Origin of the sequence: Agrococcus sp. BE272 (assembly GCF_031457935.1) — a bacterium.
Classification (GTDB): Bacteria; Actinomycetota; Actinomycetes; order Actinomycetales; family Microbacteriaceae; genus Agrococcus; species Agrococcus sediminis.
Genome location: NZ_JAVDXL010000001.1, coordinates 562,478 through 582,903 on the forward strand (window position 1 = coordinate 562,478; position 20,426 = coordinate 582,903).

Consider the following 20,426-nt stretch of genomic DNA (forward strand, 5'->3'; position numbering starts at 1 on the left):
CATCCGCCTCCCGCCGCTTCGTGTCTGAGATCTCGGACGCGCGCCTACACTGGAACGATCGGCGGCCGTGGCCGCCGCGGGAGGACCGGAGGGTGCCGATGGGGATGCCGCGGATGCCGGCGGCCAGGAGCGCCCTGCGCGTGCTGTCGCTGCTCGCCGAGCAGGCGGGACCCGTGCGGGCCGCGACCATCGCGCGCGAGCTCGGCCTGCCGCGCTCGAGCGCCTACCAGCTGCTCCAGGTCATGCGCGACGAGGGCTTCCTCGTGCACTACCCGGAGCTCGGCGCGTGGGGCCCGAGCGCGCGGGTGCAGCAGATCGGCTCGCGCGTCGCGGCCGCGACCCGGCTCGAGCGGCTCGCGCAGCCGATCCTCGACCGGCTCGTCGCGCGATCGCCGATCCCCGCGACGAGCCACCTCGCGGTGCTCGCCGGCAGCGACGTCGCCTACGCCGGGCGCGGCGAGGGGCGCCGCTCCCCCGTGACGGTCTCGCGCGTGGGCGTGCGGCTGCCCGCGGTGCGCACGGCGACCGGCCGCGCGATGCTCGCGGCGCTCGGCGACGACCAGGTGCGGGCGCTGCTGCCGCACGACCGCGACCTGGCCGGCGAGCGGCCGGCGACGCGGGCCGCCCTCACCGCGCTGCTCGCGGGGGTGCGGCGACGCGGCTGGGCGACCGAGGACGGCGAGGTCGACGCAGCCTACGGCTCCGTCGCGGCCGCCGCCCGCGACGCCGCGGGCTACCCCGCGGCGTCGGTGGGCCTCACGTTCCGGCTGGTCGACGCCGACGACGCCGCGTGGGCGGTGCTCGGCGGCGCGAGCGCCGCGGCCGCCGCCGAGCTGACGCGCAGGCTCGGCGGCGGCTGAGCCGTCAGGCCAGGCGGGTCTCGACCGGCGTCGGGTTCGAGAAGAGGTCGTGCACGGGGCAGTGCGCGTCGACGAGCCGGCGCAGCTCCTCGAAGCGGGCGCGCTCGTGGGGGCCGTCGATGTCGACGACCACCCGCACGCCGGCGAACCCGGGGCGCACGTCGTCGGCGCCGAACAGGCCGCGCACGTCGAGGTCGCCCTCCGCGCGCAGCTCGAGCCGGTCGATCGTCAGCCCGAGCCGCTTGGCGTACAGGCGGTAGACGACGGTCTGGCACGCGAGCAGCGCGCCGAGCGCCGCCTCGACGGGGCTCGCGCCGGCGTCGTCGCCCGCGAGGCCGGCCGGCTCGTCGATGAGCCACTCGTGCCGGCCGGCGCGGATGCGGGTCGCGACCGCGCCCTGGGCATCGCCGTCGGCGCGGAAGACGAGCCGGGCGTTCGCGACGTCGGCGGCGAGCCGCTCGCCCCAGGCGCGCTCAGCCTGGTCGAGGCGCTCCTCGCGGTCGGCGTCGGTGACGGGGGCGGCGGATGCGGTGGTGATGCTCATGCGGATCTCCTCGGGTCGGGGATCCACACGCTAGGGAGCGACGCGGCGGGCGAGGAAGCCCGCCGCGTCGCACGGCGTCACGCGGCGTCGCGGGGCGTCACAGAGCCGCCGTGCCGTCGACCCGCGACCGCCGCCTCAGACGGGCCGGTCGTCGGCGTCCGGCCGCGGCGGCGACGCCTGCGCCTGCGCGGTCAGGGATGCGTCGTCCGGCTCGAGGTCGGCGTGGTCGGCGAGGTGCTCCCGCTCGATCGCCGCCCGTGCGCGATCCGCGAGCTCGTCGAACGACCTGCCCGACATGTCGCCGGGGACGTCGGCCGGCGCATCGGCGTCGACCGCGAGCTCCGGGGCGTCCTCGTCGCGGCGCGGCTCCTCGTCCTCCTCGTGCTGCACCATCTGGCCCTCCTCTGCTGGGCGCGCGGCTCAGGGCTGCGCGCGGTCGGTGTCGTCGAGCGCGCTCGCGTCGCCGGCCGGGTCGCCCACGGGCGCGGTCGGGTCGAGCGTGCCGGGCCCCTGCGGCGCCTCGGGGGCTCCTGACGCTCCCGGCACGGGGGCGTCCGGGCCGCCCGGACCGGCGGGCGCTCCGGGCACGTCTGGGGTGCCGGGCGCGCCGGGCGCCTCGGGCGCGCCGGGGCCGGGCTGCAGCGGCTCGCCCGGCTCCTCGGGGCTGCCGCCGGGCTGCTCGGCCTCGAGCTCGGCGATGCGCTCGCGGTGCTCGTCGATGCGGTCGAGGCCCTCCTGCACGACGCGCTCGTAGCGCTCGCCGGTCGCCTCGGCCGCGAAGTCGGCCTGCCCGTCGCGGTCGGCGTTCGGCGCCGGCGCCGGCGGCTCGCCGCCGGTGGGGAGGGGCTGCTCGTCGTCGAGCGGCTGGTCGCCGCCGTCGCGGATGTCGCTGTCTGCCATGCTCGCACCTCTCGTTCCTGGCCGACGCCGGTGCGCCGGCGCAGCCAGTAGAGCACCGGAGCCTGGGAGCGGCATCGACGCGGGCCCGTCAGCGCGCGAGCAGCCACCAGATGCCGGCGACCGCCTGGGCGATCGCGAGCACGAGCGCGATCGCGACGAGCGTCACGTGCACGGTGAGGAACCGCGTCGGGCGGCCCTGCGCATCCCTCGCCCGCTCGTCGCGCGCGACGCGGCGCAGGAAGGCCGGCCACACGACGACGCTGAAGGCGGCGCCGACGAGCAGCAGCACGGCGCCGGTGAGCCCGGCCGCCTCAGCCATCGGCGCGCCCGTCGTCGTCACGGCTCCAGGCGATGCGGATGAGCCGGCGCAGCACGCCCTCGTCGACGAGCTCGAGGCGCTTGACGTAGACGCAGCCCGCGCCCTCGGTGGACGCGCCGAGCTCGGGCAGGAGCGCCGCGCCCTCGGGCAGGTCCTTGAGCCCGTAGAGCGACAGCGCGCCCTTCCGCGGCGAGAAGCCGACCTTCGGCCACTCGCCCTCCGTCCGCGAGGTGCGCGACGGCGAGACGTAGTGGTAGCTGCCGTAGCCCACCATCGACGGCCCCCAGAGCACGGGCTCGGCGCCGGTCTCCTCGCGCATGATGCGGTCGAGCCGGTGCCCCTCCTCGACGCGCCGGGCGGGCTGCGCGGCATCGAGGAACGCCTCGACGGAGGCGTCGGTCGGCTGCGTCTTCGGCTCTGCCATGCGCCCAGGCTACGCGCGTCCGGGCTGCTCGACCTCGCGGCCGCCTGCCAGCCGGCGGCGCACCGCGGCAGACAGCGCGGCGGGCCACCACGGCGCCGCCCCCGCGATCCGCTCGGCGAGTTCCGCGAGGTCGCCGGCGGCCCGCGCGTCGGAGCGGGCGAGGATCGCGTCGAGCTCGGCGGCGAGCGCCGGATGCGTCTGCTCGGCCCGCCGCCACGGGTCCTGCGCGTCGGCCACCGACGCCGCCGCGGGCTGGAGGAGGCGCGCGAGCACCAGCACGCCGCCGGCCGCATCGAGCAGGTGCCGGCGCGCCACGAGCCGCTCGCCGCGCGCGGCGCGGCCGCCGCCGACGAGCAGCGACCGCAGCAGCGCCGTCGCCACGGTGCCCGGGTCGCGGGCCGGCGGCACGAGGGTCGGGCGGATGCGCTCGGCGAGGTCGCCGAGGCGGTCGACGGCGACGCGGTGCGCGTCCGAGCGACTCTCGGCCAGCTCCTCCGGCGTGAACACCGCGTACTCCAGCAGATGCCCGTCGTCGGTCACGACCCAGGCGCCGTGCTCGGTGTCGCGCTCGTGCAGCACGATCCGCGCTGGTGGCACGGGCAGCCAGTCGGTGCTCGCGCGCAGGCGCGGGGCGGCATCCGCCTCGGCGATCACGAAGAAGTCGTGGTCGCTCCAGTCGTCGGCGCGGTGCGCCGTGCCTGCGGTGCTCCCGAGGAGCACGAGCCCGAGCGCGCCGTCGGCCCGCTCGGCCCAGTCGGCGAGGGCCGCGGTCAGTGCGTCGTGGTCGGCCGGCTGCATGCTCGCATCGTAGGCGTCGCCGCGCGCCCCCGGACACGCGGAAGGGCCCCGCCGGAGCGGGGCCCTTCGCTGTGGTCCGAGTGGACTACTTGACGATCTTCGTGACCGTGCCGGCGCCGACCGTGCGGCCACCCTCGCGGATGGCGAAGCCGAGGCCCTCCTCCATGGCGATCGGCTGGATCAGCTCGACCGTCATGTCGGTGGTGTCGCCGGGCATGACCATCTCGGTGCCCTCGGGCAGCGAGATGACGCCGGTGACGTCGGTGGTGCGGAAGTAGAACTGCGGGCGGTAGTTCGTGAAGAACGGGTTGTGGCGGCCGCCCTCGTCCTTGGACAGGATGTACGCCGTGCCCTCGAAGTTGGTGTGCGGCGTGACCGAGCCCGGCTTCACGACGACCTGGCCGCGCTCGACGTCCTCGCGCTTGGTGCCGCGGAGCAGGAGACCGCAGTTCTCGCCGGCCCATGCCTCGTCGAGCTGCTTGTGGAACATCTCGATGCCCGTGACCGTGGTCTTCTGCGTCGGGCGGATGCCGACGATCTCGACCTCGGAGTTGATCGCGAGCGTGCCGCGCTCGGCGCGACCCGTGACGACCGTGCCACGGCCGGTGATGGTGAAGACGTCCTCGATCGGCATGAGGAACGGCTTGTCGCGGTCGCGGACCGGGTCCGGGATGTTGTCGTCAGCGGCCTGCATGAGCTCGAGGATCGCGTCGACCCACTTCTCCTCGCCCTCGAGCGCCTTGAGCGCCGAGACGCGCACGACGGGGGCGTTGTCGCCGTCGAAGTCCTGGCTCGAGAGGAGCTCGCGGACCTCCAGCTCGACGAGCTCGAGGATCTCCTCGTCGTCGACCATGTCGGACTTGTTGAGCGCGACCATCAGGTACGGCACGCCGACCTGCTTGGCGAGCAGCACGTGCTCGCGCGTCTGCGCCATCGGGCCGTCGGTGGCGGCGACCACGAGGATCGCGCCGTCCATCTGGGCAGCACCCGTGATCATGTTCTTGATGTAGTCAGCGTGACCCGGCGCGTCGACGTGCGCGTAGTGGCGCTTCGGCGTCTCGTACTCGATGTGCGAGATGTTGATCGTGATGCCGCGCTGGCGCTCCTCGGGAGCGGAGTCGATCGAGGCGAAGTCGCGCTGCACGTTGGTCGCCGACGGGTACTTGTCTGCAAGGACCTTCGAGATGGCCGCCGACAGCGTCGTCTTGCCGTGGTCGACGTGACCGATCGTTCCGATGTTGACGTGCGGCTTGGTCCGCTCGAACTTGGCCTTAGCCACTGTGTCCTCCTAGGACTGTTCTCATGAGTGCACCGCCGCGTCCGCGGCAGGCGTTCGGGTGGTGTTGGAATATGGTACTTGGCTCGCCGGTCCACGCGAAACCGAGCGGGCCGGCGGTGGGCCGGGGCGGCTCGCGCCGCCCCGGCTGGTCACTCGCCCTTGCTCTTCTGGACGATCTCGTCCGCGACGGCCTTGGGGACCTCGGCGTAGGTCGAGAACTCCATCGAGTAGACGGCGCGGCCCGAGGTCTTCGACCGGAGGTCGCCGACGTAGCCGAACATCTCCGACAGCGGCACGAGGGCCTTGACGACCTTCACGCCCTGGGCGTCCTCCATCGACTGGATCTGCCCGCGACGCGAGTTCAGGTCGCCGATGACGTCGCCCATGTACTCCTCCGGCGTGCGCACCTCGACCGCCATGAGCGGCTCGAGGAGCACCGGCTGAGCCTTGCGCGCTGCCTCCTTGTAGGCCATCGAGCCGGCGATCTTGAACGCCATCTCCGAGGAGTCGACGTCGTGCGCCGCGCCGTCGAGCAGCGTCGCCTTGACGCCGACCGTCGGGAAGCCGGCGAGCACGCCGACCTGCATCGCGTCCTGCATGCCCGCGTCGACCGAGGGGATGTACTCACGGGGCACGCGACCGCCGGTGACGGCGTTCACGAACTCGTAGGTCTCCTCGCCGGCCAGGTCCATCGGCTCGAGCTTGATCTGCACCTTGGCGAACTGGCCGGAGCCACCCGTCTGCTTCTTGTGGGTGTAGTCGTACTTGTCGACGGTGCCCTTGATGGTCTCGCGGTACGCGACCTGGGGCTTGCCGACGTTGGCCTCGACCTTGAACTCGCGCTTCATGCGGTCGACGAGGATGTCGAGGTGCAGCTCGCCCATGCCCTTGATGACCGTCTGGCCGGTCTCGGGGTTGTTCTCGGTGCGGAAGGTCGGGTCCTCCTCGGCCAGCTTCTGGATGGCGAGGGAGAGCTTCTCCTGGTCGGCCTTCGTCTTCGGCTCGATCGCGACCTCGATGACGGGCTCGGGGAACGTCATCGACTCGAGGACGACCTGGTTGGCCGGGTCGCAGAGCGTGTCGCCGGTCGTGGTGTCCTTGAGGCCGATCACCGCGTAGATGTGGCCCGCGGTCATCGAGTCGACCGGGATCTCCTTGTTGGCGTGCATCTGGAAGATCTTGCCGATGCGCTCCTTCTTGCCCTTGGTGGAGTTCGCCACCGCGGCACCGGAGTCGACGTGGCCCGAGTAGACGCGCACGTAGGTCAGGCGGCCGAAGAACGGGTGCACGGCGACCTTGAACGCGAGGGCCGCGAACGGCTCGTCGCGGTCGGCGTGGCGCTCGATGATGACCTCTTCGTCGCGCACGTCGTGGCCGGGGATGGCCGGCACGTCGAGCGGCGTCGGCAGGTAGTCCACGACCGCGTCGAGCATCGGCTGCACGCCGCGGTTCTTGAACGCCGAGCCGCAGAGCACGGGGTAGATCTCCGAGGCGACCGTCATCTTGCGGATGGCTGCCTTGATCTCGGCGACCGTCAGCTCCTCGCCCTCGAAGTACTTCTCCATGAGCGCGTCGTCGGTCTCGGCGACCGTCTCGAGCAGCGCCTGGCGGTACTCCTGCGCCTTCTCGACGAGATCGGCGGGGATCTCCTCGATGGCGTACTCGGCGCCCATCTTCACGTCGCCCTTGGCGTCGCCGCGCCAGGTCTTCGCCTTCATCTCGACCAGGTCGACGATGCCCTCGAAGGCGCTCTCCGAGCCGATCGGCAGCTGGATGACCAGCGGGCGGGCGCCGAGGCGGTTGATGATGGTGTCGACCGTGAAGTAGAAGTCGGCGCCCATCTTGTCCATCTTGTTGACGAAGCAGATGCGCGGGACGTCGTACTTGTCGGCCTGGCGCCAGACGGTCTCGGACTGGGGCTCGACGCCCTCCTTGCCGTCGAAGACGGCGACCGCGCCGTCGAGCACGCGGAGCGAGCGCTCGACCTCGACCGTGAAGTCGACGTGGCCGGGGGTGTCGATGATGTTGATCTGGTTCTTGTCCCAGAAGCAGGTCACGGCGGCCGACGTGATCGTGATGCCGCGCTCCTGCTCCTGCTCCATCCAGTCGGTGGTCGAGGCGCCGTCGTGGGTCTCGCCGATCTTGTGGTTGACGCCCGTGTAGAACAGGATGCGCTCGGTCGTCGTGGTCTTGCCGGCATCGATGTGGGCCATGATGCCGATGTTGCGGACCTTGTTCAGGTCGGTGAGCACGTCCTGTGCCACAGGGTTCCTCCGATGAGTGGATGGAGCGGGAGTTGGGGGATGCCGCGGTGCGGGGACCCCGGCCGTGGGCCGGGATCCCCGCAGGCGATCACCAGCGGTAGTGCGCGAAGGCCTTGTTCGACTCGGCCATCTTGTGCGTGTCCTCGCGACGCTTCACCGCGGCGCCGAGGCCGTTGGACGCGTCGAGGATCTCGTTCTGCAGGCGCTCGGTCATCGTCTTCTCGCGACGAGCCTTGGCGTACGAGACGAGCCAGCGCAGCGCGAGCGTGTTCGCGCGGTGCGGCTTGACCTCGACGGGGACCTGGTAGGTCGAGCCGCCGACGCGGCGCGACTTGACCTCGAGGGTCGGGCGGATGTTGTCGAGCGCCTTCTTGAGCACTGCGACCGCGTCCTGGCCCGACTTGGTGCCGACGCCGGCGAGCGCGCCGTAGACGATGCGCTCGGCGAGGCCCTTCTTGCCGTCGAGGAGGATCTTGTTGACGAGCTGCGAGACGATCGGTGCGCCGTAGACGGGATCGGCAACGACCGGGCGCTTGGGGGCGGGACCCTTGCGAGGCATTACTTCTTCTCCATCTTCGCGCCGTAGCGGCTGCGAGCCTGCTTGCGGTTCTTCACTGCCTGGGTGTCGAGCGCGCCGCGCACGATCTTGTAGCGCACGCCGGGGAGGTCCTTCACACGACCGCCGCGGACGAGCACCATCGAGTGCTCCTGGAGGTTGTGGCCCTCACCGGGGATGTAGGCGGTGACCTCGGTGCCGTTCGAGAGCTTCACGCGGGCGACCTTGCGGAGCGCCGAGTTCGGCTTCTTGGGGGTGGTCGTGTAGACGCGGGTGCAGACGCCGCGCTGCTGGGGGTTCGCCTTCAGCGCCGGCGCCTTGGTCTTCGAGACCTTCGGCGACCGACCCTTGCGGACCAGCTGCTGGATAGTGGGCACGTTGCTTCTTCCTGCTGCACGGTGACAGCGTTTCGATGTGGTTCGCCGGCTGGGCCGGCTCCATCGGTGATCCCCCGTGCACGCTCTCGCGTGCCCTCTTCAGGTGGTGGATATGCCGTGGGGGCTGGCGGGTTCGGACCCGCTGCCCACGTGCGGCCCGTGCGCTCCTCGCGCATGGCGCAAGGCGCGCATGTGCGCACACCCGATCAAGGATAGGGCCACGCCGCATGCACGGTCAAGCGCGCGGGCGGGCCGCGCGGCGCAGCTCGTCGGCGAGCGCGAGCGGCCGCTCGAAGCGCGCCGCGAGGGCGACCGCGTCGCAGAGCGCCAGCAGCAGCTGCGGCGGGGCGACGAGCGGCACGTCGAGGTGCAGCAGCACCGCGCGGCGATCGCCCGGCACGGTGATCCAGCAGTCGACCGAGAGCGCCGGGAGCTCCCCCGCGCCGCCCGCCTCGCGCACCGTCGGGCGGCGCAGGATGCGCGAGGCCCCCGAGCGCAGCACGCGGTCGTCGTCGCCCGGGCGCGCGGTGCCGCCCTCGCCCTCGTGCGCGGCGCGCAGCACGAGCGGCACGAGGGCGGCCAGCACGTCGTCGGGCCCGGTGCTCGCCGCGGTCGGCACGGCGATGCCGGGGTAGACGGATGCTGCCGCCGGCATGGGCACGTCGGCCTCGAGCGCGATCCCGAGGTGCAGCTGCTCGGCACCGCCCGCCTCGGCGCGCTCGAGCGCCGCCTCGAGCCTGCGCCGCAGCGCGATGCGGACGCCCGCGCGGTCGTCGGCGCCGCCGTGCAGCTCCTCGGCGAGGGCGCGGATGCGGGCGGGCGCGTCGGGCTGTCCGAGCGGCATCGCGAACCACCGGCCCGGCAGCGCGAGCACGAGGCTCATGCCCGCCCCATCAGCGGCCGCGCACGAAGATCGACGAGTGGGGCTGCTCGAGCCCGACGAAGTAGCGCTCGAGGTCGTGGAGCGCCATCCAGGTCGCCGCGCGCGAGCCCGCGAGGTCGCCCTGCTCCTGCATCGTGGCCTGGTACGACCGCCCGTCGTGCGGCACGGGCCCCGCGAGCCCGGGCGGAGGCACCCGCACCGTGGTGCGGTGCGCGTCGGCGGCGAGGCTCGGCAGCCTCGGGTCCTCGGCGAGCGGCACCGGATCGACCGCGCCGTCGCCGCGCCCGTGCTCGAACGCGAGCACCGGGATGTGGCCGCCGATCGCCGTCGCGTCGATGCCCGCTCCCGCCACGACGACCGCGTCGACGTCGTACGCGGCGGTGAAGGCGGGGTCGGCCGCGAGGCGCGCGGCCGTGAGCCCGCCGAGGCTCCAGCCCGACAGCAGCACGCTCGCCCCCTCGGGCACGCCCGCCTGGCGCATCGCCTCGACCACCGCTCGCTCGAGCTGCGTGGGCCCGTCGCCGAGGGTCGCCGCCACACCGGCGTGCACGTCGTTGATGGAGGACGAGCCCGGCTTCCACATCTGCGTGCTGGGGATGTGCACGCGCCACACCGTCGCCGCCCCGTCGGTCACCGCGGTCACGGTGACCATCGTCGAGGCGGCCGGGTCGGTGCCCCTCGGCCCGCCGGCGTGCGCGTCGACGCCGCGGTTGCCGGCCTGCAGGCGGGCCAGGTGGTCGCCGAAGCCGCCCGGCTCCCCCGTGCGCGCCGGCTGCGCCCCGGTCCACACGAGCTGCGGCGCGCCCGCGTCGCCGGCGACGAGCCAGTCGGCGAGCCACGGCAGCGTGCCGTGCAGCCAGCCGATCGTGCCGCCGACGAGCGCGGCTTCGAGCGAGCCGGTGGCGACGAGGGTGCGCACGAAGGCCTCGTACCCGCCGCCGGCGACCCACGAGCCGAGGACGAGCAGCGCGAGCCCGCCGATGAGCAGGCCGACGAGCCCCGTCGCCATCACGGCGATCGCGAGCGCGGCCGCGACGACGACCGCGACGGCGGCGATGACGATCGCGCCGAGCCACCGGATCGCCTCGACGAGCGCGTCGGCCACCGCCTCGAGCAGGTCGCCGACGGCGCCGCGCACGTCGTCCCACAGCGAGTCGCGCAGCGACGAGCCCGCGACCTCCGCGCGGATGCGGGCCGCCGCATCCGCCGCCGCCCGCTCCTTGCGCTCGCGCGCCAGGGCCCACGCGTCGGCGGCGGCCTCCCGCGCCGCGGCGTGCTGCTCGACGACGCGCTGCTGCTCGGCGACGAGGGCGGCGGATGCGTCGGCCCCGGCGGCCTGGACGGCCAGCCGGTCGCGCTCGGCCGCGGCCGCCGTCGCGGCGGCGTCGGCCGCCCGCCACCGCGCATCCGCCTCGTCGGCCTCGTCCTGCGCGACCCGCAGCTGCTCGGCGTAGTCGACGAGCGCCTCGCCCGCGACGGCGTAGCGCGAGGTCGCGCGCCCGAGCTGCTCGGCGACCTCGCCCGCCGCCTCCCGCACGCAGTCGAACGCCTGCGCCCGGGTGGCCTCCTCGTCGCGGATCGCGTCGAGGTGCGCGATCGCCTGCTCGATCGCGGCGGCGGTGCGGCGGTAGGCATCGCCGTGGCCCTCGACGACCGGCCACCGCCCCTCGAGCTGCCCGAGGCTCATCCGTCGGCCGCCAGCCGCCGGTCGGCGTGCCGGAAGGCGTCGGCGATCCCGTCGACCGTCGCCGCGAGGCGCTCCGCGGCCTCCTGGAAGCGCTCGCGCGTGTCGTCCCACGTGTCTGCGAAGTCGCGCACCCGCGCGGCGAGCAGCTCGTGGCCGACCGCCTCGGCGACGGCCCCGCTCGTGCGATCGGAGGCGCCCAGCTGCCGGGCCACGTGCTCGAGGTGCGAGACCGCGCCGTCGAGCTCCGCGTAGGAGATGCGGATGTCGGTCATGGAGCCCCCTCGCCTGCGACGCTAGGGAGCGCGGCGCCGGGCGGGAATGGGGAGGACTCCCCATGGCGCGCCTACGGGCGGGGCCGCACCCAGCGCAGCGTCGACGCGCACGCGTCGAACAGCACCCGCATGCCCTCGACGAGCGGGTCGTCGGCCTCGACGTCGAGCGGGCGGGCGAGCGTCGCCGTCAGCTGCAGCGCCGCGCGGCGGTGCGTGCCTGGCATGGGCGTGAGGTAGACCACGGTGAGCACCCGCATCGACTCGTCGCCCATCGACTCGAGCCGGTCGCGCTCGAAGCGCACGATGCGGCGGTCGTCGTCGAGCGCGGTCGCGCCGTACTCGCGGATCGCGTGGCGCACGACGTCGTCGAGCGACACGTCGGGCTGGGCACGTCGCACCGAGGCGAGGATGGATGCGGGCATCCAGAGCGTGTCGTCGCCCGGCTCGGTGGGGGTGAAGAACGCGCGCACGTCGCCGCGCCGCATGCTCTCGAACGACTCGCGCAGCATCGCCTGCGCCTGCGCGAGCAGGTCGGGCCGGTGGGCCTGCATGGCCCGCGCGCGCACGCTCGCCGTCATCGCCTCCTGCTCGGCGCGGTCCGGCCGGTGGCGCGCCCAGCCCGGCGGCAGCTCGAGCTCGAAGTCGGGCTCGGGCGGCGCGCCGAGCGCGGCCCGAAGGTCGGTGTCCTGGCTCATCGGCGTCCCCTCGCCTCGGTGTCGATGCGGTGCAGCGTGCCGAGCTCGGCGCGCTGCGCCCGCTCCCCTGTCTCGGCCGGGATGCGCCCGCGCTCGACGAGCAGCGCGATGGCGCCGTCGCGGTCGGCGCGGATGCGGTCGAGCTCGCTCGCGGGGATCGTCGCGAGGGCGGCGCGGAGGCGATCGCCGTCGTGCGCGCGCTCGGCCGCCTCGCGCTCCGCCGCGCCGGCGTCGACCCGCGAGCCGGCGCCGAGCACGAGCACGCCGAGCGCGAGCCCGAGGACGCCGGCGATGAGCACGGGCACGCGCCACGGGCCCGCGTCGGCGACGGCCTGCAGCGCCCCGGCGCTGCTCATCGTCCACGCGGTGAGGCCCGCGAGGACCGCGGTGCCGAAGCCGAGCAGCAGCAGCGTGCCGTGGCGCTCGCGGCGACCGCGCAGCCACCAGCCGGCGGCCACCGCCTGCACGACGGCGGCGATCGCGAAGCAGGCGCCGGCGATCGGCACCGAGATGCTCGCGTCCATGCGGTGGAGGCCGAGCGGGTCGCCGAGGATGGCGGCGAGGCCGATGAGCGGGGCGATGAGCGCGAGCAGCGCGGGCAGCATGAGCCACAGGCCCGCCATCCCGCTGCCCTTCGCGGCGGCGACGCGGGCGAGCCCGGCGCCGTCGTCGCCCATGTGGGCGAGGGCCTCGGGGTGCCGCTGCAGCGCGTACGCCTCGAGGATGCCGAGGCGCGGCTCGGCGGCGGCGGAGAGGTCGTCGGCCCAGGCGAGGGCGCTCTCGTGGCGCAGGCTCACGCGGCGCCCTCCTCGAGCGGCCAGCCGGCCTCGTCGGCGACGAACGCCGGGTGCGGCGAGCCGCGGAACGGCGACCCGTCCGGCCGGTGCACCTCGATGCCGTCGACGAGGTCGCGCAGCCCCGGCATGCACAGCGCCAGCACCTCGGCGAGGGTCGGCTCGACCGACACGACGACGGTCGCCGCGCCGTCGTCGAACGCGTAGAGCACGAAGCCCGCGGCGGCGCCCGGCTGCACGTCGTCGATCGAGGCGGTCGCGCTCACCTGCACGCCGTCGCCGAGCGTCGCGCTCCGGAAGGGCTGCACGGCGGCGCCGGACTCGCGCCAGTCGGGGATCGCGGCGCTGTCGACGACGCGGGCGCGCACGACGGCGAACACGGGCAGCGCGCCCGGCCACACCTGCCACGCGAGCAGGTCGTCGGGGTCGCGCCGCGACAGGCCGGCCTCGAGCAGCACGGGCACCGCGCGGTCGAGCTCGGGCGTCCACCGCTCGCCGAACGCGCGCCGCAGACCCTCGGCGCGCTCGGCCACCCAGCCGGCGTCGTCGCCGCCGGGCCCCGGCATGCCGAGCCAGCCCGGAGCGGCCGTGCTCGCAGAGATCCGCCACATGTCCGTCACCGCTCGCACCCTCCGTCGCCGCCCGTCGCCGAGCCCTCGCTCACCAGAGGATGTCGAAGGCCGGGAACCGCTTCTTGATCGTCTCATGCCCGCTGAACATCGAGATCCAGCCGTCGTACTTGAGCGGCACGCCCATCAGGCCGTGCATGAGGTCGGATGCGGTGGCGAGCGCGGGGAGGATGCCGGTCGCACCGTCGCTCATCTTCTCGTAGGCGGCGATGTCGCGCCCGGTCAGCAGCCGCGCCATGACGTCGCCGATGCCGTTGGGGTTGTTGCCGGTGACGAACTGGCGCAGGCCCCCGAGCACGCCGCTCGCGCCGCGGCCGTGGAACAGGTAGGCGAAGCCGAGCTCGCGCGCCTGCGACCCGGCCGCGCTCCATGCCGTCTTGCCGAAGGCGCCGCCGAACATGTCGTCGGCGAAGCTGAACTTGCCGCCGGCGATCTTGCCGAGCTTGCCGAACGGCAGGACGCCGACGATCGCGAGCCCGAGCTGCATCCAGCCGGCGTCGCCGCGCATCTTCTGGTAGATCGTGAGCGCGAGCGCGATCACGCCGATCACGGCGCCGATGAGGGCCAGGATCGGCCCGCCGACGATGATCGCGAGCACGCCCACGACGAGGCCGGCCCAGGCCAGCGCCTTCTGGAGCCCGGCGACGAACCCGTCGACGTTGTCCCAGAAGCCGTCCTTCACCTTGCCCTCGAGCACCTCGCCGATGTCCTTCGCGGCGGTGTCGAACGCGTCCTCCCACGTGTCGTAGTCGGCGTCCCAGCGACCGGCCTCCGCCTCCCACGCCTCGTAGGCGGCGAGCTTCGCGGCGTCCTCCTCGGCCTGCTGCTGCGCCTCGGGGCTGTCGGCCTCCGGCTCGAACCAGCCGCCCGTGCCGCGCGGCTCGACCGAGCCGGGCAGCGACTGGAACGTCGCCCAGAGCGCGGCGCACTCGTCGACGTGCACGGTGATCTTGGGCTGCACGTCGGCGAGCGCCTCGCCGTAGGCGATGAGCACGGGCCCCGTGGGCTCGTAGAGCTCGCCGGCCTCGCGCAGCAGGCCGTAGGTGTCGCCCACCACCTCGCGCAGCTTCTCGACCGCGAGGCCCCGCTGGCCGTCGGCGCCGTCCTTCACCTGCTCGAGCGTGTCGGCGCTCGCGATCATCGACTGGCCGAGCTGCTCGATGCGCTCGCCGCGCTCGACGATGCTGCCGGCGTCGCCCTCGACGTACTCGATCCAGCGGCCCTTGGGCGACTGCGGTCCTGCGTACACCATCTCGGTCTCCTCCGTCGGATCAGGCCGCGGCGTCGGAGGACTCGAGCTTCAGCGCGGCCTCCTGGTCGAACTCGGCGAAGCCCTCGAGCACGCCCTGGACGTGGTCGCGCACCTTGGTCATGTCGCGGGCGAGGTCGACCCGCTTGTCGTTCCAGCGGCTCTCGAAGTCGCCGGCCCGGTCGCGGAGGTCGCCGCGCCCGAACGGGCGCCCGATCGCGGCCTCGAGCTCGCTCGACCGGTCGCCGGCGCTCTCGAGCTCGGTGATGATCTCGTCGAGCTGCATGCGCAGAGCGAGCAGCTCATCGAACGTGATGAGCACGTCGTGCATGATCTCCCCTTGCTCGGCGCGGCAGTCGCGCCCTCCGTCATTCCCAACCTAGGCGGGGCCGCCGCGCCCGGCGATGGGGAGGACTCCCCACCCGGTGCGCGCCGCCCCGCTCCGCGTGGAGGGGGCCGACGTCGCCGGCCCCCTCAGCGAGCATCGGCTCAGCTGCCGGCCATCTGCTCGTCGAGCGACTGGATCGCCTGCATCATGCCGCGCAGGGCCTCGCCCATGTCGGAGATGCCCTCGATCGCCTGCTCGAGGCCGGTCGTCAGCTCCTCGTAGCCCTCGCCGAACTTGCCCGACGCGTGCTGCGTCTTGAAGTCCTCACCCAGCAGGGTGTCGACCTGGCTCTTCAGGTCCTTCAGGACACCCGAGATGTCCTCCTTGCCGGTGTCGAGCTTGCCCGCCACCGACTCCATCTCGGCATAGGAAGCACCGAAATCGCTCATGGCCGTCTCCTCTTCGGATCGTGTTCCGGGGCCCGACCGGGCCACCTGAGGAAGACTCTACGATTCGCGCGCTGGGAGCGCGATGGGGAGAGGTGCCCACCCGGATCGCCCTGCCCGGACCACGCGGAAGGGGCCCGGCATCGCTGCCGGGCCCCTCGATGCCGCTGCGGTCAGCTGCCGGCCATCTGCTCGTCGAGCGACTGGATCGCCTGCATCATGCCGCGCAGGGCCTCGCCCATGTCGGAGATGCCCTCGATCGCCTGCTCGAGGCCGGTCGTCAGCTCCTCGTAGCCCTCGCCGAACTTGCCCGACGCGTGCTGCGTCTTGAAGTCCTCACCCAGCAGGGTGTCGACCTGGCTCTTCAGGTCCTTCAGGACACCCGAGATGTCCTCCTTGCCGGTGTCGAGCTTGCCCGCCACCGACTCCATCTCCGCATAGGAGGCGCCGAAATCGCTCATGGGTCCGATCCCTTCATCGTTGCCGATCCATGGCCCAGCCGGACCATCCGAGACCCCACGCTACGGAGGGGCCCCTCGCCCATCAATGGGGAGGACTCCCCATGCCCGCGGGCTCGGGCTGCGCCTGCGCGGCGAGCGCGGCGCCCTCCGGCACGAGCGGCAGCTGCACCGTGACCGCGCGGCCCTGCTGCACGAAGATGCCGCGGCCCTCGGGGAAGTCGCCGCGCTTGACCTTCGGGAAGGGCACCTTGAAGACCGAGTCGCCGTCGTAGGCGTCGGGCTTCAGCACGATGCCCTTCCGGCCGGCCTTGAAGTCGCCGATGAAGCCGTACCCGCCCGTCACCTGCGTGATGTCGGCGTCGCCGATCAGCAGGTGGTCGCTGCGGTTGACGGCCTGGAAGAGCGCCTTGAGCGCCCGCTCGGCGTCCGAGTCGGCGAACTGCGGCACGTTCTCGACCACGATCATGATGCGGCCGGGGATCGACTCGTCGCCGACGATCTCGGCGAGCTCGGTCGCGAGCTCCTTCGCGGCATCCGGCTTCGTGACGCTGCGCACCCACGGCCGGAACCCCTCGAGCGCCGACCGGCGCCCCGCGAAGTGGAACAGCCGCACGTCGGGGTCGAACCGCTCCATCGCCACGACCAGCGCGCGCATCGCGTTCGTCTTGCCCGATCCGGGCGGCCCCGCGACGATGAACGTGCCGACCGGGTCGAAGTCGCGCGGCGCGAGCGTGTCCTCGGCGACGCCGAGCACCGGCAGGTCGTCGACGCGGTCGGGCAGCTGCTCGAGCGAGAGCCGCGTGGGCAGCGCCCCGATCTCCTCGACGTCGGGCGCGCCCTGCTCGCGCAGCGCCTGCGCCAGCTGCCCCATGAGCTTCGTCTGCTCGGCCACGTTCGGCGTGCCGCCGAGCGTCGCGACCTGCATCTCGAGGCCGTCGACGATCGCGCGCCCCGGCGCCGACCGGTCGTCGAGCACGTCCTTCGGGGCGCCGACGAGCATGTAGCCCGACTCGTCCGAGAGGCGCAGCACGACGCGGCGCGAGATGTTCGAGCTCACCGCCGTCGGCACCGCGCCGGAGCGGTCGGCGGTGACGACCGCGTGGATGCCGAGCGGCCTGCCCTCGCCGAGGATGCGCATGAAGACCTGGTAGAACGGCGACCTGGCGCTCGTGATCTCCCAGTCGGCCTTGAACTGCGGGAAGTTGTCGAGCAGCAGGAAGATGCGGCTCGTCGAGGGGTCGACGAGCTCGCGGTACTCGGTCAGGCTCGCGGCGCTCGCGGCGGCGAAGGCCTTCCCCCGGCGGTCGAGCTCGCGGCCGAGCGAGCGCAGCAGCCGCTGCACGCGCTCCGCGTCGTCGCCGGCGATGATCGACCCGACGTGCGGCAGCACCTCGAGCGACTTGAGCGCGCCGGAGGCGAAGTCGAGCCCGTACACCTCGGCGCGGCTCAGCTCCGGCCGGATCCCGGCGGCGATGCCGATCGTCTTCAGCAGCGTCGACTTGCCCGAGCCGGAGGTGCCGTAGACGAGCAGCGAGCCGTCGCGGTCGGGGTGGAAGTGCACGGCGTCCTGCCGCTGGCGCTCGGGGATGTCGGCCTTGCCGAGCACGATGCGGCCGTCGCCGTCAAGGGGCAGGTCGCGCAGGTCGACCGTCGTCTCCAGGTCGTCGAGCCACGGGCGGCGGGGCGCCGGGATGCCGGCGAGGCGGGTCGCCTCGATGAGGGTGCGCACCAGGCGCTTCTGGTCGTTGGGGCCGAGGTCCTCGTCGTGCGAGTCCGACTCGGGCGCGGCTTCCGGCTCCCAGCGCTGCACCGAGCCGAACCGCAGCTCGGCGACCTTCACGTCGGCGGGCTTCGCCTCGTCGGGGCGCGTCCACCCGCCCGCGTAGGCGGACTGGAACGGCACGAGCCGGCCCGGCCCCGTCTTCGCGATGCCGCGGCCGGGGATGGACGGCGGGAACGACGCGGCGACGGGGTCGTCGACGACGTCCTTGGAGTCGGACTCGTCGGCCATGCGCAGCGCCACCCGCAGGTTGGTGTTCGCGCGCAGGTTGTCCTTGATGACGCCGGCGGGCCGCTGCGTGGCCATGATGAGGTGGATGCCGAGCGAGCGGCCGCGCTGCGCGATGTCGACGACGCCGTCGACGAACTCGGGGACCTCGCCCGCGAGCGCCGCGAACTCGTCGATGACGAGCACGAGCGCCGGCGGCGTCTCCGGATCCTGCCGCTTCTCGAGCTCGAGCAGGTCCTTCGCCTTCTTGCGGTTGAAGAGGTGCTCGCGGTGGTGCAGCTCGGCGCGCAGGCTCGTGAGCGCGCGACGCACGAGGTGGGGGCTGAGGTCGGTGACGAGCCCGACGCAGTGCGGCAGCTCGACGCAGTCGGCGAACGCGGAGCCGCCCTTGTAGTCGACGAACAGGAAGGTGACGCGGTCGGGGCTGTGCGCCGCCGCCATGCCGAGCACCCAGGCCTGCAGGAACTCCGACTTGCCGGCGCCCGTCGTGCCGCCGACGAGCGCGTGGGGGCCCTGCGTGCGCAGGTCGAGCGTCATCGCGTCCGTCGCGCCCTGGCCCATGATGGCCCGCAGGGTGCCGGCCTTCTTGAGCCGCGGCTTCTGCGCGCCCGAGCGGTCGAGGATCGTGCTGCCCTGCCGCCACCGGTCGACGACCGCGCTCGGGTCCTCGGCGAGCTCGGGCCCGACGAGCGAGAGCAGCATGACGGAGTCGGGGATGTCGGAGGAGTCGTCGATCACGATGCTCGCGTCGACGACGGGCGCGAGGCGCTTGGCGAGCATCTGCATGTAGTCGTTCGAGACGCCCTCGACGGTGACGCCCTCGTAGTCGACGCCCGAGCGCACCGTGCCGACGCGCGCGGCGCCGAGGCCCGCGGAGACGTCGACGAACGAGCGGCAGACGGCCGGCAGCGATTCCACCGTCGGCGCGACGAACACGCCGTAGACGCCGACCGCCGAGCCGCGCTCGAGGATCTGCGTGAGGCGCGGCCGGTCGACCGGCGCGTCGTTCGTGACGACGAGCACCACCGAGGTCTGGATGCTCGTGACGGTGTCCTTCGCGGCGCGCTCGACGTCGGAGCCGTACCGCATCGGGTCCCACTCCTCGTCGAACGGCGTCTTGCGGTCGGGCGCGGCCTGCTTCGAGCGGCCGAGCACGAGCTCCTCGAGCGCGTTGAGCAGCGCGGCGCCCGCGGTGGCGGAGTCGGCGAGCGGCATCTCCTTGAAGGGGCTCGTCTCGCTCGTGGTGTGCGGCAGCCACTTCATCCACTCGAGCTCGCCCGTCCACTCCGCGTCGCAGATGGCCACGGTCACGACCTCGTTGGGGGCGTGCAGGCCGTACAGCTGCACGGCCAGGCCCCGCAGCGCATCCGCCGCGAGCGACTTCGGGCCCGCCACGCCGATCGAGCCGACGGCCGAGAACGACTCGACGATCGGCACGTCGTCGACGTAGCGGTAGCGCTCGCGCAGGCGCTCGACGCGCTCGATGTACTCGGGCAGGCCGTCCTGCGACTCCTCGTCCTTGATGGAGTTGCGCGACTCGGCGCGGCAGGTGCCGAGCCGCACCGACAGGAAGTTCCAGTGCTCGGGGCGCCTGGTCCAGAGCATGGGGCCCAGCCGCATCGCGTGCTCGAAGACCTCGGCGACCGGCGGCACCTCGAGGCCGCGCAGGCGCTCCTCGACGGGCTTCTCGCGGTAGAGGGTCTCCTCGAGCTCCTCGTAGCGGGTCTCGAACAGCTGCGTCTCGAGCTTGCGCTTCTGCCCGTTCTGGGTGCGCATGTTGATGAAGTTGCCGAGCAGCATGAGCGGCGTCATGAGCGCGATGATGATCGACCGCGGGTTGTTCGTCATCGCGAACAGCGCGCCGGCGAGCAGGATGGGCGTCACGAGCATCGGCCACGGGAAGAGCCGCTGCACCATCTCCTTCGGCAGCCGCGGGCCCTTGTACGCGGTGCCCGGGTAGCGCGCCTCGACGCGCGGGCTGCGGTTGAACATGAGCGCGCCGCCGCGCTCGAGCACGGGGTCGGGGCCGGATGCGTCGAAGGCGCCCACGAGCGAGACGGCCAGGTCGGAGTCGCCGATGGTGAAGACCGCCCCCGGCACGACCCGCAGGCGGGAGACGAGGCCGCCGTCGACGAGCACGCCGTTCGCCGAGTTGAGGTCGACGACCTCGATGTGCGCGCCCACCTCGATGCGGGCGTGCCGCTTCGACACGAGCGGGTCGGCGAGCACGATGTCGTTCGCGGCGTCGCGGCCGATCGTCGCGTGCCCGCGGGCGAGCTGGAACTCCTGCCCCGCCAGCGGGCCGCGGACGACGCGCAGCACCGCGACCGCCTCGAGCGCGGTGCCTGCGCGGCCGCCGCGCTGCGCCCCGGCGGCGCCGAGGTTGACGACCTGCGTGTGGAAGCCGCTGCCGATCGGCGCCTCGGCGATGAGGGCGTCGGGCTGCAGCTGCACGAGCGCCTGCTCGGTGGGCGGGGCGACGGCGAGCGTGAGCGTGTCGGCATCGGAGCACGGGATCGAGCGCGCCGGGTCGGCGAGCGCGATCTGCCGCGCCACGTCCTCCACCGTCGCCGTCGAGTCGGCGGTGATGACGACGTCGGTCGCCTCGGTCGACGGGCGGTGGAGGGTCAGCTTGACCTTCATGCAGGCATCC

The 20,426-nt window shown here is 73.4% G+C and carries 22 protein-coding genes; 1 reads left to right on the top strand and 21 read right to left on the bottom strand.

Translation table 11 applies throughout. From position 1 onward, the window contains the following. Nucleotides 1-113: 113 nt before the first annotated feature. Nucleotides 114-860 (top strand): helix-turn-helix domain-containing protein, encoded by a 747-nt coding sequence (locus J2X49_RS02730; RefSeq protein WP_310122256.1) that lies wholly within the window; start codon nt 114-116, stop codon nt 858-860. A gap of 4 nt (nt 861-864) precedes the next feature. On the opposite strand, the gene J2X49_RS02735 is transcribed toward J2X49_RS02730, so the two are convergent. The 21 genes from J2X49_RS02735 to J2X49_RS02835 form a co-directional block, all read right to left on the bottom strand. Next, nucleotides 865-1,404, bottom strand: a complete 540-nt coding sequence (locus tag J2X49_RS02735; RefSeq protein ID WP_246993364.1) for an OsmC family protein — start codon at nt 1,402-1,404, stop codon at nt 865-867. A 135-nt stretch (nt 1,405-1,539) separates the two neighbouring features. Beyond that, nucleotides 1,540-1,797 carry a hypothetical protein gene (locus J2X49_RS02740; protein ID WP_128190763.1) on the bottom strand — a complete coding sequence of 86 codons (258 nt, stop codon included), beginning with the start codon at nt 1,795-1,797 and terminating at the stop codon, nt 1,540-1,542. A 27-nt stretch (nt 1,798-1,824) separates the two neighbouring features. Then, nucleotides 1,825-2,304, bottom strand: a complete 480-nt coding sequence (locus J2X49_RS02745) for a hypothetical protein (protein WP_310122269.1) — start codon at nt 2,302-2,304, stop codon at nt 1,825-1,827. Nucleotides 2,305-2,392: 88 nt separating this feature from the next. Beyond that, the gene (locus tag J2X49_RS02750; RefSeq protein WP_128190720.1) at nt 2,393-2,623 is read right to left on the bottom strand and encodes an SCO4848 family membrane protein; all 231 of its coding nucleotides are present in this window, start codon (nt 2,621-2,623) and stop codon (nt 2,393-2,395) included. Next, on the bottom strand, nt 2,616-3,047 hold the full coding sequence (locus tag J2X49_RS02755) for a DUF1801 domain-containing protein (protein WP_310122270.1): 432 nt from the start codon (nt 3,045-3,047) through the stop codon (nt 2,616-2,618). The genes J2X49_RS02750 and J2X49_RS02755 overlap by 8 nt, the downstream gene beginning before the upstream one ends. Before the next feature lie 9 nt (nt 3,048-3,056). After that, nucleotides 3,057-3,845, bottom strand: a complete 789-nt coding sequence (locus tag J2X49_RS02760; protein ID WP_310122273.1) for a hypothetical protein — start codon at nt 3,843-3,845, stop codon at nt 3,057-3,059. Between the two features lie 85 nt (nt 3,846-3,930). Further along, nucleotides 3,931-5,124 carry an elongation factor Tu gene (tuf, locus tag J2X49_RS02765; RefSeq protein ID WP_146355695.1) on the bottom strand — a complete coding sequence of 398 codons (1,194 nt, stop codon included), beginning with the start codon at nt 5,122-5,124 and terminating at the stop codon, nt 3,931-3,933. Between the two features lie 149 nt (nt 5,125-5,273). Next, on the bottom strand, nt 5,274-7,388 hold the full coding sequence (gene fusA, locus J2X49_RS02770; protein WP_128189941.1) for an elongation factor G: 2,115 nt from the start codon (nt 7,386-7,388) through the stop codon (nt 5,274-5,276). 88 nt (nt 7,389-7,476) lie between these two features. Continuing rightward, nucleotides 7,477-7,947, bottom strand: coding sequence for a 30S ribosomal protein S7 (gene rpsG, locus J2X49_RS02775; protein ID WP_128189940.1), 471 nt, complete (start codon nt 7,945-7,947; stop codon nt 7,477-7,479). After that, a complete protein-coding gene (gene rpsL, locus J2X49_RS02780; protein WP_021010916.1) occupies nt 7,947-8,321 on the bottom strand; it encodes a 30S ribosomal protein S12 in 375 nt (124 codons plus the stop codon). Before rpsL ends, rpsG begins: the two co-directional genes overlap by 1 nt. 235 nt (nt 8,322-8,556) lie before the next feature. After that, on the bottom strand, nt 8,557-9,204 hold the full coding sequence (locus tag J2X49_RS02785; protein WP_310122280.1) for a hypothetical protein: 648 nt from the start codon (nt 9,202-9,204) through the stop codon (nt 8,557-8,559). Between the two features lie 10 nt (nt 9,205-9,214). Continuing rightward, on the bottom strand, nt 9,215-10,891 hold the full coding sequence (locus tag J2X49_RS02790; protein ID WP_310122282.1) for a hypothetical protein: 1,677 nt from the start codon (nt 10,889-10,891) through the stop codon (nt 9,215-9,217). Next, complete coding sequence (locus J2X49_RS02795; RefSeq protein WP_310122284.1) at nt 10,888-11,163, bottom strand: hypothetical protein; 276 nt, start codon at nt 11,161-11,163, stop codon at nt 10,888-10,890. The genes J2X49_RS02790 and J2X49_RS02795 overlap by 4 nt, the downstream gene beginning before the upstream one ends. A gap of 71 nt (nt 11,164-11,234) precedes the next feature. Further along, nucleotides 11,235-11,858, bottom strand: coding sequence for a hypothetical protein (locus J2X49_RS02800; protein WP_310122286.1), 624 nt, complete (start codon nt 11,856-11,858; stop codon nt 11,235-11,237). Continuing rightward, nucleotides 11,855-12,655: a hypothetical protein gene (locus J2X49_RS02805; protein ID WP_310122288.1), complete on the bottom strand. Its 801-nt coding sequence runs from the start codon at nt 12,653-12,655 to the stop codon at nt 11,855-11,857. The genes J2X49_RS02800 and J2X49_RS02805 overlap by 4 nt, the downstream gene beginning before the upstream one ends. Then, the gene (locus tag J2X49_RS02810; protein ID WP_310122290.1) at nt 12,652-13,272 is read right to left on the bottom strand and encodes a hypothetical protein; all 621 of its coding nucleotides are present in this window, start codon (nt 13,270-13,272) and stop codon (nt 12,652-12,654) included. Before J2X49_RS02810 ends, J2X49_RS02805 begins: the two co-directional genes overlap by 4 nt. A gap of 40 nt (nt 13,273-13,312) precedes the next feature. After that, the gene (locus tag J2X49_RS02815; protein ID WP_128189933.1) at nt 13,313-14,533 is read right to left on the bottom strand and encodes a hypothetical protein; all 1,221 of its coding nucleotides are present in this window, start codon (nt 14,531-14,533) and stop codon (nt 13,313-13,315) included. A 19-nt stretch (nt 14,534-14,552) separates the two neighbouring features. Continuing rightward, nucleotides 14,553-14,861, bottom strand: a complete 309-nt coding sequence (locus J2X49_RS02820; RefSeq protein WP_128189932.1) for a flagellar protein FlgN — start codon at nt 14,859-14,861, stop codon at nt 14,553-14,555. Nucleotides 14,862-15,019: 158 nt separating this feature from the next. Then, entirely contained in the window at nt 15,020-15,307 is a 288-nt protein-coding gene (locus J2X49_RS02825; protein ID WP_128189931.1) for a WXG100 family type VII secretion target, read from the bottom strand. 170 nt (nt 15,308-15,477) lie between these two features. After that, nucleotides 15,478-15,765 carry a WXG100 family type VII secretion target gene (locus J2X49_RS02830; RefSeq protein ID WP_128189931.1) on the bottom strand — a complete coding sequence of 96 codons (288 nt, stop codon included), beginning with the start codon at nt 15,763-15,765 and terminating at the stop codon, nt 15,478-15,480. Nucleotides 15,766-15,847: 82 nt separating this feature from the next. Continuing rightward, nucleotides 15,848-20,416, bottom strand: a complete 4,569-nt coding sequence (locus J2X49_RS02835; protein ID WP_310122295.1) for an FtsK/SpoIIIE domain-containing protein — start codon at nt 20,414-20,416, stop codon at nt 15,848-15,850. Nucleotides 20,417-20,426 lie beyond the last annotated feature (10 nt).

Excerpts from the sequence above, each read along its gene's own strand:
- J2X49_RS02730 (WP_310122256.1), top strand. The coding sequence starts at position 114 with ATGCCGGCGGCCAGGAGCGCCCTGCGCGTGCTGTCGCTGCTCGCCGAG.
- J2X49_RS02735 (WP_246993364.1), bottom strand. The coding sequence starts at position 1,404 with ATGAGCATCACCACCGCATCCGCCGCCCCCGTCACCGACGCCGACCGC.
- J2X49_RS02740 (WP_128190763.1), bottom strand. The coding sequence starts at position 1,797 with ATGGTGCAGCACGAGGAGGACGAGGAGCCGCGCCGCGACGAGGACGCC.
- J2X49_RS02745 (WP_310122269.1), bottom strand. The coding sequence starts at position 2,304 with ATGGCAGACAGCGACATCCGCGACGGCGGCGACCAGCCGCTCGACGAC.
- J2X49_RS02750 (WP_128190720.1), bottom strand. The coding sequence starts at position 2,623 with ATGGCTGAGGCGGCCGGGCTCACCGGCGCCGTGCTGCTGCTCGTCGGC.
- J2X49_RS02755 (WP_310122270.1), bottom strand. The coding sequence starts at position 3,047 with ATGGCAGAGCCGAAGACGCAGCCGACCGACGCCTCCGTCGAGGCGTTC.
- J2X49_RS02760 (WP_310122273.1), bottom strand. The coding sequence starts at position 3,845 with ATGCAGCCGGCCGACCACGACGCACTGACCGCGGCCCTCGCCGACTGG.
- rpsG (WP_128189940.1), bottom strand. The coding sequence starts at position 7,947 with ATGCCTCGCAAGGGTCCCGCCCCCAAGCGCCCGGTCGTTGCCGATCCC.
- J2X49_RS02785 (WP_310122280.1), bottom strand. The coding sequence starts at position 9,204 with ATGAGCCTCGTGCTCGCGCTGCCGGGCCGGTGGTTCGCGATGCCGCTC.
- J2X49_RS02790 (WP_310122282.1), bottom strand. The coding sequence starts at position 10,891 with ATGAGCCTCGGGCAGCTCGAGGGGCGGTGGCCGGTCGTCGAGGGCCAC.
- J2X49_RS02795 (WP_310122284.1), bottom strand. The coding sequence starts at position 11,163 with ATGACCGACATCCGCATCTCCTACGCGGAGCTCGACGGCGCGGTCTCG.
- J2X49_RS02800 (WP_310122286.1), bottom strand. The coding sequence starts at position 11,858 with ATGAGCCAGGACACCGACCTTCGGGCCGCGCTCGGCGCGCCGCCCGAG.
- J2X49_RS02815 (WP_128189933.1), bottom strand. The coding sequence starts at position 14,533 with ATGGTGTACGCAGGACCGCAGTCGCCCAAGGGCCGCTGGATCGAGTAC.
- J2X49_RS02820 (WP_128189932.1), bottom strand. The coding sequence starts at position 14,861 with ATGCACGACGTGCTCATCACGTTCGATGAGCTGCTCGCTCTGCGCATG.
- J2X49_RS02825 (WP_128189931.1), bottom strand. The coding sequence starts at position 15,307 with ATGAGCGATTTCGGTGCTTCCTATGCCGAGATGGAGTCGGTGGCGGGC.
- J2X49_RS02830 (WP_128189931.1), bottom strand. The coding sequence starts at position 15,765 with ATGAGCGATTTCGGCGCCTCCTATGCGGAGATGGAGTCGGTGGCGGGC.
- J2X49_RS02835 (WP_310122295.1), bottom strand. The coding sequence starts at position 20,416 with ATGAAGGTCAAGCTGACCCTCCACCGCCCGTCGACCGAGGCGACCGAC.